This is a genomic window from Streptomyces sp. NPDC048106, assembly GCF_040706415.1.
In the GTDB taxonomy this organism is placed as follows: domain Bacteria; phylum Actinomycetota; class Actinomycetes; order Streptomycetales; family Streptomycetaceae; genus Streptomyces.
On sequence record NZ_JBEZND010000007.1, the window covers coordinates 162,708 to 176,872 of the forward strand.

Below are 14,165 nucleotides of genomic sequence, written 5' to 3' on the forward strand. Positions count from 1 at the left end.
ATGGACGTGCAGAGCATGATGACGGAGCTGCGGAACGCCGTGGGCGGCGATGGCCTGGAGCGGGTCGAGGAGTGCCTGGCGATCCTCGTCGGCGAGAAGGCCCCCGAGTACCTGCACGACGACCAGGAGCCCACCCGGCTCTTCTTCCCCGGGATCAGCGCGCTGCCCTGGCACGACAGCGCGGCCCAGCCCTGGGCGGCCGGCGTGGAGGCCGCCTTCGAGGACATCCGCGCGGAGTTCCTCGCCCTGCGCGAGGCGGAGGCCCGTTTCGCGCCCTACGAGGACCTGTACACCAAGGAACTCGGCTGGCAGGGCTGGGACACCTACCAGATCTACCGCGACGGGAAGTGGCGCGACGAGGCCCGGCAGCGCTGCCCGAAGACCTGTGAGGCACTCGCCGCGACCCCGCACGGGCCCCGCGACGGCATGTTCACCATCCTCAACCCGGGCGTGCACATCACGCCCCACACCGGCGGGGTCAACCTGCTCCTCACCGCGCACCTGCCGCTGATCGTGCCGCCCGGCTGCGCCATCAAGGTCGGCGACGACGAGCGCGGCTGGCAGGAGGGCAAGGTCATCCTCTTCGACGACAGCTTCATCCACGAGGCGTGGAACCGTGGCACCCAGCAGCGCGCCGTACTGCTCTGGGACGTCTGGCACCCGGAACTCACCGAGGCCGAGGTCCGCGCGCTGGAACACCTCATGCCGCGGTTCCAGCGCTACCTGATGGCGGTCTGACACCCGGTCGTCGCACCGAACCGGCCGTCGCCGTACGGGATCGGCCGCGTGCCGGCGCCCCGACCGGCCCCCCGTACCGACCGACACCGCCCGGACCCCACCTCATTCCCGCCCCGCCCCTCGCCCGCCGCCGCGCGGTGTCCGCGCCGAGCCACCAACGGAGACCAACGTGAACGCAGAGCCAGTCCAGCCCGACCCGGACGACGTCGAGGGCCGTATCGCCGTCGTCGGCATGGCGGGCCGCTTCCCCGGCGCCGACTCGCCCGACGAGCTGTGGCGCCTGCTGGATTCCGGGGCGGACGCCGTCACCCGCTTCTCCCCCGAGGAACTGCGGGACTCCGGCGTGCCGGCGAGCGAGGCGGCCGCGCCGGGCTACGTCCCGGCCAAGGGCGCCCTCGACGACATCGCGGGCTTCGACTCCCGGCTCTTCGGCTACGGCGCGCTGGAGGCCTCGGTCATCGACCCCCAGCAGCGCATCTTCCTGGAGTGCGCCTGGGCGGCCCTGGAGGACGCCGGCTGCGACCCCGACCGCGCGCCAGGCCCGATCGCGGTGTACGCGGGGTCGCTGCTGAGCACCTACCTCGTCCACAACCTGCTGCCCCGCGCCGACCTGCGCGCCTCCCTCGGCGTGCCGCTGCTGTTCCAGAGCAACCAGCCCGACCAACTGGCCACCCGCGCCGCCTACAAGCTCAACCTGCGCGGCCCCGCCATCACCGTGCAGACCGCCTGCTCCACCTCGCTCGTCGCCGTGCACCTGGCCGTCCAGAGCCTGCTCGGGCAGGAGTGCGACGTGGCCCTCGCGGGCGGCGTCACCGTCACCGTGCCGCACCGCTCGGGCTACCTCCCCGTCGAGGGCGGCATCGAGTCGCCCACCGGCCGCTGCCGCCCCTACAGCGCGGACGCCGACGGCACCGTCTTCGGCAACGGCGCCGGCGTCGTCGTACTCAAGCGCCTGTCCGACGCGCTGGCGGACGGCGACCGCGTGCACGCCGTCATCCTCGGCTCCGCGGTCGGCAACGACGGCGCGGCGAAGGCCGGTTACACCGCGCCCGGCGTCCTCGGGCAGACGGCCGTGATCCGCGAGGCGCTGTCCGTGGCCGACGTCTCGCCCCGCACGATCGGCTACGTGCAGGGCCACGGCACGGGCACCGCGCTCGGCGACCCGATCGAGATCGAGGCGCTCACCCGGGCCTACCGGGCCGCCGGATCGGCGGACGAGGACATGGCCGGCGACGACACGGCCTGGTGTGCCCTCGGTTCGGTGAAGTCCACCGTCGGCCACCTCGACACCGCCGCCGGCGTCACCGGCCTGATCACGGCCGTGCAGGCGCTGCGCCACGGCAGGATCCCCGCCACCCTGCACGGCGACGCCGCCACGCCCGGCGAGGCGCTGGCGGGGACGCCGTTCCACGCGCCCGGCCGGTCCGCCGAATGGCCCGCGGGCGAGTCGCCCCGCCGGGCCGCCGTCAGCGCCTTCGGCATCGGCGGCACCAACGCGCACGTCATCCTGGAGGAGGCGCCGCGGCCCGCCGCCCGCCCCGCACCGGACAGGCCCGCCGTGCCGGTCGCCCTGCCGCTGTCGGCCCGCACCGCCACGGCCCTGGACACCCTCGCCGAACGGCTCGCCGCGCACCTGGAGACACACGCCGGGGTACCGCTCGCGGACGTCGCCCGCACTCTGCGCGGCGGACGCCGGGAACTGGACCACCGGCGCGTCGTCCTCGCCCACGACACCACAAAGGCCGCGGCGGCCCTGCGTGCGGGCGGGCGGCGCGACACCGTGACGGCCCGCACCGGGCGCGTCGACGCGCCGGTCGCCTTCCTGCTCCCCGGCCAGGGCGGCCAACCGCCGTCCATGGCCATGGGGTTGTACGACGCCCACCCCGTCTTCCGCGCCGCGCTGGACGAGTGCGCGGACCACCTGCGGCCCGTCCTCGGCCGGGACCTGATCGCGCTGCTGCGTGACGGCGAGGAGGAACTGCGCGGCACCGAACTGCTCCAGCCCGCCGTCGTCGCCGTCGGCCATGCCCTCGCCCGCCTGTGGGAGCACTGGGGTGTCCGGCCGGCCGCGCTGCTCGGGCACAGCCTCGGCGAGTTCACCGCCGCCGCCCTGTCCGGCGTCTTCACCCTGCCCGACGCCCTGCGGCTGGCCGCCGTCCGCGGCCGCCTCATGGCGGACACCGCGCCCGGCGCGATGCTCGCCGTGCCGCTGGCCGAGTCCGCCGCGGCGGCGGAGGCCGCCGCCCACGGCCTCGACCTGGCGGCGGTCAACGGCCCGGAGGCGGCCGTGCTGTCCGGACCGGTCGAGGCCGTCGAACGCGCCGCCCGCGCCCTCACCGAGCGCGGACTGCGCCCCCTGCGGCTCCCGGCGGACCGGGCCTTCCACAGCCGGCTGTGCGACGAGGCGGCGGCCCGGTTCGCCGACGCGGTGGCGCAGACCGAGCGCGGCGCGCCCCGCGTCCCGTTCGTGTCCGGCGTGACCGGCGAGTGGATCACCGACGAGGAGGCCACCGACCCCGGCCACTGGGCCCGGCAGATGCGCGAGCCGGTCCGCTTCGACTGCGGCCTCGCCACCCTCACCGCCCTGGACGACGGGCTGGTGCTGGTGGAGAACGGCCCCGGCAGCGTCCTCACCGACCTGGTGCGCTCCGTGCGCACCGGCGGCGACACCCCGCGCATCGCCCCGGCGCCGCTGCCCACCCGCGGGCGGCGCGGCCCACAGGACGAGCCCGCGAGCGCCGTCCTGTCCCTGGCCGGGCTGTGGACGCGGGGCGCCGCCGTCACCTGGGAACCGGCCGGCGAGCCGGGCCGGGTGACCGGACTGCCCGGCTATCCGTTCGAACACCTCGACCATTGGATAGACCCCGGTACCTCCCCCGCCGGGGAACCGGCGGAACGGGAGCCGGCGGTACGGGAGCCGGCCGACGCCGTGCTCGCGGAGCTTCGCTGGCACCCCCTGGACACCGCCCCGGACGACGCGGAGCCGCTGCGCGGACGCCGCCTGACCTGGCTCGTCCTCATGGACCGCGCGGGCGCCGCCCAGCCCGCCGTGGACCTGCTGACCGCGCGCGGCCAGATCGTGACGGTGGTCACGCCCGGCACCGAGTACCGGCGCGTCCGCCGGGGCGTCTACGAACTCGACCCCCGCGACCCCGCCCAGTACACCAAGCTCATGGCGGACCTGCGCGCCCTCGTCCGCACCCCCACCGCCGTCCTCTACGCCTGGGGTCTGGACGCCGCGCACGGCGGCGAACCCGACGAGACCGCCTGCTACTTCGGGCTCGTCCGGCTGGCCCGCGCCATGTCCGAGGAGAGCGTCGTCAACGAGGTCCGCGTCGGCGTCGTCACCTCGGGCGCCTTCCGCACCACCGACGGCGAACGCCCCGACCCGGCCGCCGCGATGCTCAGCGGCCCGGTGCAGGTGCTGCCCGAGGAGTACGGCAACCTGCGCTGCGCCCAGATCGACCTGGCGCCCGACGCCGCGCTCGACACCGCCACGGCCGAGACCGTCCTCGGCGCCGTCCTGACCGCGCCGTCCCGGCTCCTCGCCCTGCGCGCCGGCACCCTGCTCACCCGCACCGTCACCACCGCGTCCCGCCCCGCCACGGCCGCCGCCGAGCGCCTCGCGGACGGCGCGACCTGGGTGGTCACCGGAGGTCTCGGCGGCATCGGCCGGACCCTCGCCGCGGAGCTGGCCCGCAGCCGGGGCGCCCGCCTCGCCCTGCTCGGCCGCACCGCCGCCGAGGAGGACGGCTTCCCGCGCGAGCTGCGCGCCGCGGGCACCGAGGTCATCGCCCTGCGCGCCGACGTCACCGACCCCGCCTCCCTCGGCGCGGCGCTGGACGAGGTCCGCGCCCGCTTCGGCCGCATCGACGGTGTCGTGCACGCCGCCGGCGTCCCCGGCGGCGGCTCGGTGGCGCTGCGGGAGGACGCCGACGCCCGCGCCGTCTTCGCTCCCAAGATCACCGGCATGCGCAACCTGCTCGCCGCGCTCCGCCCCGACGAGGCCCGCGTGCTGCTCGTCTGCTCCTCGCTCGCCACCCTCGTGCCCACCTACGGCCAGGCCGACTACGCCGCCGCCAACGCCTACCTCGCCGCCGCCGCGGAGGCCGAGGCGCAGGACGGCACCCGGCACGTCCTCGCCGTCGACTGGGACATGTGGCGCGAGGTCGGCATGGCCGCCGACGCCGAAGTCCCCGCCGACCTGCGGGCGTTGCAGGAACGGATGCTCGCCGGGGCACTCACCCCGCGCCAGGGCGCCCGCGCCTTCGCGGCACTCCTCGACGGAAGCGCCGGCCGCCATGTCGTGGCCCGCGCCTCGGCGGTCGTCACGGACGGGGCGCTGCGCCTCACCGAGGAGCCGGCCGCCGCCCGGCCCGCCGCCGTCGCCCTGCCCCGCCCGGACCTCGCCACCCCGTACGTCGCCCCGCGCACGCCCACCGAGGAACGCCTCGCCGCCATCTACGCCGAGATGCTCGGCCTGGACCGGGTCGGCGTGGACGACGACTTCCTCGATCTCGGCGGTCACTCGCTGCTCGCCGCGCAGGTCGTGGCCCGGCTGCGGGCCGAGTTCGACGTCGAGGTGCCCGCCCGCGCGTTCTTCGAGGGCGGCCGGGTGGCCGACCTCGCCGAGCTGATCGAGGACAGCATCCTCGCCGAACTGGAGAACCAGTGACGAAGCCGACCGGCCGGGAGCACCGACTCGCCCGGCTCACCCCCGAACAGCGGGCCGCCTTCGAGGCACGCACCCGCGGCCGCGCCACCGCCGCCCCGGCGGCCACGCCGTCCGACGACGGCCCCCGGACCGCCACGATCACCCCGGCCGCCGAGGGTCCCGTGCCCCTGTCCTTCGGGCAGGAACGACTCTGGTTCCTGGAGCAGTTGGCCCCCGGACTCGGAGTCCACAACGAGTACGTGGCGCTGCGGCTCACCGGCGCGCTCGACCTCGCGGCGCTCGACGCCGCCCTGACCGGGCTGGCCGACCGCCATGACGCGCTGCGCACCGTGGTCGAGGTGGCCGACGGGGTGCCGGTGCAGCGGGTGCTGGCGCCGGGACGCTCCGTTCTCGACGTCATCGAGGCCGACGACGGCGACGGCGGCGCCCTCTCCGTCGCCGAGCAGGAGGCCGCCCGGCCCTTCGACCTCGCCCAAGGGCCGCTGTTCCGCGCCGTGTTGATCCGCTCGGCGCCCGACCGTGCCCTGCTGCTCGTCGTCAACCACCACATGGTCGGCGACGCCTGGTCCCGCGCCGTCCTGGTGGACGAGCTGTGTTCCGGCTACCGCGCCCAACTGGAAGGGGACGGCGCCTCGCCCGCCCCGCTGCCCCTGCGATACGGGGACTGGGCCGCCTGGCAGCGCCGTGAACTCACCGACGAACATCTCGCGGAGCACCTCGCCTACTGGCGCGAGCGGCTGGCCGGTACGCCGCCGCTGCTCGACCTGGTCACCGACCGGCCGCGTCCCGCCGTACCCACCCACCGGGGCGGCCGCAGCCGGTTCACCCTGGACGCGGGGCTCACCGAGGCCGTGGAGACGGCCGCGCGGCAGGCCCGGGCAACCCCGTTCATGGTGACCCTCGCCGCCTGGCAGGCCGTGCTGATGCGGCACTCCGGACAGGAGGACGTCGTCGTCGGGGTGCCCACCGCGGGCCGGGACCGGCCCGAACTGGCAGGGCTCGCCGGGATGTTCGTCAACAGCCTGGTACTGCGCGCCGACCTGTCCGGCGACCCCACCTTCGAGGAGCTGCTCGCCCAGGTGCGCGAGGCGTCGCTCGGCGCCTTCGCCCATGCCGAGGTGCCCTTCGAACGGCTCGTGCGCGAGCTGAGCCCCGACCGGGCCCTCGGCCAAGCCCCGCTGTACCAGGTGCAGTTCGGCTACCGGAACGTACCGGAGCGTGCGCTGTCCCTGCCCGGTGTCCACGTCGAACCGGTCGAACTCGACAACGGCCTGTGCCGCGTCGACCTCAGCCTCGAACTGGCCCGCAGCGGCGAAGTCACCGAGGGAATCTGCGAGTTCAGCCGCGACCTGTTCGACGCCACGACCGCCGAGACCCTCACCGAGGCACTCGAACGCGTGCTGCGGCGCGCCACCGCCGACCCCCGGCTGCGGCTGTCCGAGCTCCTCGCCCTCACCCCCGCCGAACAGGCCCTCCTCGACGCGGCCGGGGACGGCGGACCCGTACCGGACGGTGCCGCGGACGTGCTCGCCGCGTTCACCGAGGCCGTGCGCAGCCACCCCGACGCCGAAGCGGTCGTCTCCGGCGCCACCACCCTCACCTTCCGCGCCCTGCACGAGCGCGCCCGGCTCATCGCCGCCCGCCTGCACACCGCGGGCGTCCGCCCCGGCGACCGGGTCGGCATCGGCCTGCGGCGCTGCGCCGACCTGCCGGCCGCGCTGCTGGCCGTGCTCATGACCGGCGGCGCCTATGTGCCGCTCGACCCCGACTACCCGGCGGAGCGGCTGCGGTACGTGTGCGGGGACGCCACCCCCACCGCCGTGCTCGTGCACACCCCGACCCGCGCCACCTTCGCCTCGGACATCGTGCCCGACGGGGTTCCGCTGGTGGACGCGGACGCGGACATCGACGCGGAGGAGCGGGACACCGTGCCCGCGGTCGACCTCCCGGCGGCCGACCCCGAGGCTCCCGCGTACGTCATCCACACCTCCGGCTCCACGGGCAGGCCCAAGGGCGTCGTGGTCCTGCACCGCAACCTCACGGCGTTCCTCGCCGCGATGGACAAGGCGGTGGGGACCGCCGGCGGGCCGGTGACCTGGCTCGCGGTGACGAGCGTCTCCTTCGACATCTCCGTCCTCGAACTGCTGTGGACCGCCAGCCGCGGACACCGGGTGGTGATCGGCCCCGACAAGGACACAGCCGTTCCGGCCGCCGTGGAGACCGCTCCGGCCGCCACCGCGACGCGTCCGGTCGGCGCCGAACCCGCCCAGGCCGCCCCCGAGTTCAGTTTCTTCTACTTCGCCAGCGACACGGGCCACACCCTCCCCGGGCCCGACCAGTACCGGCTCCTCATGGACGGCGCCCGGTTCGCCGACGAGCACGGGTTCAGCGCCGTGTGGCTGCCGGAGCGGCACTTCCACGCCTTCGGCGGCCCGTTCCCCGCGCCCTCCGTGCTGGCCGCGGCGGTGGCCACCGCCACCCGCCACATCGGCATCCGCGCCGGCAGCGTCGTCCTGCCCCTGCACCACCCCGTCCGGGTGGCGGAGGAGTGGGCCGTGGTCGACAACCTCTCCGGCGGCCGGGTGGGCCTGTCCTTCGCGTCCGGCTGGCACATGGACGACTTCGTCCTCGCCAAGGACGCCTACGACGACCGCCGGCGCCGCACCGTCGAGGGACTGGACACGGTGCGCCGGCTGTGGCGCGGCGAGCGCGTGCCCTTCGAGGGGCCCGGCGGCCGCACCGTGGAGGTCGGCGTCCTGCCCCGCCCGGTCCAGGGCGAACTGCCCGTCTGGCTCACCTCGTCGGGCAGCCCGGAGACCTGCCGCCGGGCGGGCGAGGCGGGCGTACGGCTGCTGACCCATCTGCTCGGCCAGAGCGTCGAGGACCTCGCCGAGCGCATCGCCGTCTACCGCGATGCCTGGCACCGCGCGGGCCACCCGGGCGAACCGCACGTCACGCTCATGCTGCACACCTTCCTGGGCGCCGACGCAGAGGAGGTGCGGGCCCACGCCTGGGAGCCGTTCCGCGAGTACCTGCGGTCCTCCGTCGGCCTGATCGAGAACATGGCCCGCGCCCTCGGCGTCGACATCGGCGCCGACGACTTCACGGCCGACGACCAGGAGGCCCTGCTCGACCACGCCTGCGCCCGCTACCTCGCCGACAGCTCCCTCATCGGCACCGTCGAGGACCGGCTGCCGCTCGTCCGGCGCCTGACCGAGGCGGGCGTGGACGAACTCGCCTGCCTGGTCGACTTCGGCGTCGACGCGGACGCCGCCGCGGCGGCCTGGCCCGCGCTGGCGGAACTGAGGTCCCGCGCCGCCACGGAGCCCGGCACCCCGGCGGATGCGGACCCCTCCAGGGCGGCCACGGGCCTCACCGCCCTGATCCGCGCGCACGGCGTGACCCACCTCCAGTGCACGCCCTCCCAGGCCCGGACCCTCCTCGACGAGGAGGACACCGCCGCCCTCGGCACCCTGCGCGAACTGCTCCTCGGCGGCGAACCCCTCGACGCCGACCTCGTGCGCGCCCTCGCCGGGCACCTGCGCGGCACGCTCCGCAACATGTACGGGCCGACCGAGACCACGGTGTGGTCCACCACCGACACCGTCGACCCGGCCGAGGGCACCGTCACCATCGGCCGGCCCATCGCCGGCACCACCGTCCGCGTCCTGGACCCGCACGGACGCCGCGTCCCCCGCGGCGTCCCCGGCGAACTGCACATCAGCGGCGCCGGGGTGAGCGCCGGCTACCTCGGCCGGCCCGAACTGACCGCCGAACGCTTCGTCACCGCGGACGGAGGCGAACTCCTCTACCGCACCGGCGACATCGTGCGGGTCCGCCCCGACGGCAGGCTCCAGTACCTCTCCCGCAACGACAACCAGCTCAAGATCCGGGGCTTCCGCATCGAGGCCGGGGAGGTCGAGGCCGCGCTCACCGCGCTGCCGTCCGTGCGCCAGTGCGTCGTCACCGCCCATGCGCCGGGCACCTCCCGGGCCGCGCTCGCCGCCTACGTCGTACCCGCCGAACCCGGACAGCCGCCTGTGCCCGCCGAGTTGCGCGCCGAACTGGCCCGCCGTCTGCCCGGGTTCCTCGTCCCCTCGCACTACGTGCTGCTCGACGCGCTGCCGCTGACCGGCAACGGCAAGATCGACCGCGGCGCACTGCCCGCACCCGGCCCGCTCGGACGCGCGGACGGCGCCGACTTCACGGCCCCCGCCACGCCCACCGAGGAAGCGATCGCACAGGTGTGGCGCGAGGCGCTGGACGCCGAACGCGTGGGCGTGCACGACGACTTCTTCGAGCTGGGCGGCCACTCGCTGCTCGCCACCCAGGTCGTCGCCGGCATCCGCCGCGCCCTCGGGGTCCGGCTGCCGCTGCGCACCCTCTTCGAGGCACCCACCGTCGCGGCCCTCGCCCGCGCCGTGGACGGCACCGTTGCCGCCGGCGCCGTGCGGCAGGACACCGGGGCCTCGGCCGGGCTCCGCCCCGATCCCGGGCACCGCCACGACCCGTTCCCGCTCACCGAGGTGCAGCGCGCCTACTGGATCGGCCGCAGCGGCGCCGTCGGCGGCGACGTCTCCTGCCATCTCTATGTCGAACTCGACATCGACGACGTCGACTTGAACCGCCTGGAGACCTCCTGGCAGTCGCTCGTCCGGCGCCACGACGCGCTGCGCATCGTGGTGGACGAGGACGGCGAACAGCGCGTCCTCGCGGACGTCCCCGCCTACCGGATCGACGCCGAGGACCTGCGCGACCTGGCCGCGGCCGAACGGGAACGGCGCCTGGCGGCGACCCGCCAGGCCATGTCCCACCAGGTGCTGCCCTCCGACACCTGGCCCCTGTTCGACATCCGCGCCAGCCGCACCACCGGCAGCGCCGTCCGCCTGCACCTCGGCATCGACACCCTGATCGCCGACGGCGGCAGCGTGCAGATCCTGCTGCGCGAACTCCTCTCCGTCTACCGGGGCGAACTCGACCCGCAGCCACTGGAGTTGTCGTTCCGGGACTACGTCGTCGCCGAGCGCGCCCGCCGCGAGGGACCGGAACGCGAACGCGACCTCGCCTACTGGCGCGACCGCCTCGACACCCTGCCGCCCGCACCGCCGCTGCCGCTGGCCCAGCGCCCCGACCAGCTCACCGAGACCCGCTTCCGGCGCCGCGAGGCCCACCTCGACGCCGGCCTGTGGGCCCGGCTGAAGGAACGGGCCGCCGCGGCCCGCATCACCCCGTCCGCGCTCGCCCTGGCCGCCTACGCCACCGTCCTCGGCGCCTGGTCCGGCACCGACCGCTTCACCCTCAACCTCACCCTCTTCAACCGCGTCGGCGACCACTCCGAACTCGCCTCGCTCGTCGGCGACTTCACGGCGCTGACCATGCTGGAGATCGACGGCGCCACCGCGGACGCGTTCGAGGCACGGGCCCGCCGCATCCAGGACCGGCTCTGGAACGACCTCGACCACCAACTCGTCAGCGGCGTATGGGTCGCCGGTGAACTCGCCCGCCGCCGCGGCGTGGCCGAGGCCGTCATGCCCGTCGTCTTCACCAGCGAACTCGGCGCAGCCGACGCCGGCGCGACACCCCCGGCCGGGCTCGGCGCGCGGGTCGCCTACACCATCACCCAGACGCCCCAGGTCTGGCTCGACCACCAGATCGCCGAGGACGGCGGCCGGCTCCGGCTCACCTGGGACGCCGTGGAGGCGCTCTTCGCGCCCGGCACGCTCGACGACATGTTCGACGCGTACACGGCCCTGCTCACCGCGCTCGCGCAGGAGCCCGTCGCCTGGTCCGACCCGCACCGCGAGATCCTGCCGCCGAAGCAGGCCGCCCGCTACGCCGCGCTCAACGCCACCGACGGCCCGCTCCCGGCCGGACTGCTGCACGAGCCGTTCCTGGAGCGCGCCCGGCGCACCCCGGACAGCACCGCCGTCGTCTCCGCCACCGGCACCGTCACCTACGGCGAACTGGACCGGGCCTCCCTGGCTGTCGCCCGCACCCTGTGCGAGAAGGGCGTCCGGGGCGGCGAACTCGTCGGAGTCCTCGCCCACCGGGGCTGGGAACAGGTCGCCTCCGCCCTCGGCGTGCTGCGCGCCGGCGCCGCCTACCTGCCGCTCGACAGCGGACTGCCGCCCGCCCGGGTGGCCCGCTCCCTCGAACACGCCGGGGCGGTCGCCCTGCTCGTGCCGGAGGCCGCGCCCGCCGAGCACGCGGCCCCCGAGGGCGTCGCCGTGCTGCGGTTCGCCGAGGCCGTCGCCCACGGCACCGCCCTCGGCGCGCAGCACGACCCGCGCCCCGCCACCGCCCCCGGCGACCTGGCGTACGTCATCTACACCTCCGGCTCCACCGGCGACCCCAAGGGCGTGATGACCGATCACCGGGGCGCCCTCAACACCGTCATCGACATCAACGAACGCTTCGAAGTCCACGCCAAGGACCGGGTGTTCGCCCTCTCCTCGCTCGGCTTCGACCTGTCCGTGTACGACATCTTCGGCACCCTCGCGGCAGGCGCCGCGCTCGTCCTGCCCGGCCCGGGAGAGGAACGCGACCCGGTCCGCTGGGCCCGGCTCCTCGCCGACCACGGGGTCACCGTGTGGAACTCCGTGCCGGCCCTGATGGAGATCCTGCTCGTGCACGCCGCCGGCAACCCGGCCGTCGACGTGAGCGGACTGCGCCTGGTCATGCTCAGCGGCGACTGGATCCCCGTCAGCCTGCCCGACCGCATCCGCGCGATCGCCCCCAAGGCCGACGTGATCAGCCTCGGCGGCGCCACGGAGGCGTCGATCTGGTCGGTGCTGCACCCGATCGGCACCGTCGACCCGGAGCGGCCGAGCATCCCGTACGGCCGCCCCATGCGCAACCAGCGCATGTACGTCCTCGACGACGCCCTCCGGCTGCGCCCCACCGGCGTGCCCGGCGCCCTGTTCATCGGGGGAGCGGGCCTCGCCGTCGGCTACCGCAACGCACCCGACCTCACCGACCGCGCCTTCCCCGTCCACCCCGGCACCGGCGAACGCCTCTACCGCACCGGCGACCTGGCCCGCCTCATGCCGGACGGCGACCTGGAGTTCCTCGGCCGCGCCGACTCCCAGGTCAAGGTGCGCGGCATGCGCATCGAACTGGGCGAGATCGAGGCGACGTTGCTCCGCGCGGAGGGCGTGCGCGCGGCGGCCGCCCTGGTCGAGGGCTCGGGGATGACCGCGCAGTTGACGGCGTACGTGGTGCGGGACGCGGCCTCCGGCCGGGCGGACACGGCCCCGGCCACGTCACATCCGGCAGCCATGGGAACGGCGGCCCCCGCCGCCCTCGACGCCACGCGGGTGCGCCGGCTGGAGACCCGGCTGCGCCAGCCCGGCCGCCGCACGGATCTCGTCGGCCGAGAGATCGTCCCCATCGCCCTGCCCGCCGACAGCGGACAGCTGCGCGCCACGTCCGCGGCGTGGAGCGCCGCGACCGGCTTCGGCACGGGGGCGGTCACCGCCGCCGACCTGTACGCGCTGCTCACCGTGCTCGCCCGGCAGGACGACGACGGCGTCCCCCGTTACGCCTACGGCTCGGCCGGGGGCCTCTACCCCGTCCAGACGTACGTCGCGGTCGCGCCGGGTGGTATCGACGACATCCCCGCCGGCACCTACTACCTCGACCCGGCCGGCCCCGCCCTGGTCGCGCTGGACGGTCCCGACGGCGCCGGACGCGCCCTGGAGCCGCTGCTGTTCGACGAGTCCAACCGGGCCCTGGCGGGCGCGGCGGGCTTCGCCGTCCACCTCGTGGCCCGGAACGCGGCCGTGACCCCGGTCTACGGCGAACTCGCGGGGAAGTTCGGGCTGTTGGAGGCCGGAGCCATGGCCCAACTGCTGCGGCAGCGCGCCGGCGCCTGCCGGATCGGCCTGTGCCCGATCGGGGACGTGTACCCCGAGCCGCTGCACGAGGCGCTGCGCCTGGAGGACGACCAGACGGTGCTGCACACCCTCCTGGGCGGCCCCCTCGCGGGCACGGTCACCGACGCCGGTCCGACGCCGTGGGAGGAGACGCTGCGCGCCGGACTGGCCCGGCAGCTCCCCGCCTACATGGTCCCCCGGCACATCCGGGTCGCCGACGCGTTGCCGCTGTCGGCCAACGGCAAGGTGGACCGCAAGGCGCTGGCCCGCCTGGGCGAGCCCGCCCAGGCCGCCCCGGTGACGGCCGCCGCCCCGGTGACGGCCCCTGACCCCGGGCCGGTCGCGGCTTCTGTGCCCGCCGCGCCCGCCCCGTCCGGGTCCGCCGTGGAACGGCTCACCGCCCTCTGGCGGGAGGTGATGGACGGCCGGGAACTCGCCCTCGACACGAACTTCTTCGACGCGGGCGCCACCTCCCTCCACCTCGTGCGGGTCCAGCGACGGATCACCGAGGAGTTCGGCACCGAACTGTCCGTCGTGGACATGTTCGACCGCCCGACGCTGCGACGCCTCGCCGAGCTGCTCGACGGCACCGCCCCCGCCCCGGCCGCTCCCGCCCCGGCCGCCCCCGTCACCCCGGCCACTGCCGTCACCCCGGCCGCGGCCCCCGAGCCCGGGGACGCGCCGTCCCAGGGCACGGCAGCGGCCGCGGACCGGCGCAGGCACCACGAGCGGCGGCGCGCCGTGCGCCGCTCCGGCGGCCCCGGAGCCCCGTCCGCCGACTGAGGCCACCGCGCGGGCGGGACGGCGTACCGCCCGCCCGCGCGGACCTCGACCCGCGGCCCGCATCGCCGTGCCCCGCGGCCTGTACCGCCCCGATA

General features: G+C 75.8%; 3 protein-coding genes. All 3 read left to right on the forward strand.

Translation table 11 applies throughout. The annotated features are described in order from the left end of the window. On the forward strand, nt 1-738 hold the full coding sequence (locus AB0927_RS09865; RefSeq protein ID WP_366667022.1) for an aspartyl/asparaginyl beta-hydroxylase domain-containing protein: 738 nt from the start codon (nt 1-3) through the stop codon (nt 736-738). A 169-nt stretch (nt 739-907) separates the two neighbouring features. Further along, the gene (locus tag AB0927_RS09870) at nt 908-5,413 is read left to right on the forward strand and encodes an SDR family NAD(P)-dependent oxidoreductase (protein WP_366667023.1); all 4,506 of its coding nucleotides are present in this window, start codon (nt 908-910) and stop codon (nt 5,411-5,413) included. Then, the gene (locus tag AB0927_RS09875; RefSeq protein WP_366667024.1) at nt 5,410-14,070 is read left to right on the forward strand and encodes an amino acid adenylation domain-containing protein; all 8,661 of its coding nucleotides are present in this window, start codon (nt 5,410-5,412) and stop codon (nt 14,068-14,070) included. Before AB0927_RS09870 ends, AB0927_RS09875 begins: the two co-directional genes overlap by 4 nt. Nucleotides 14,071-14,165: the final 95 nt, after the last annotated feature.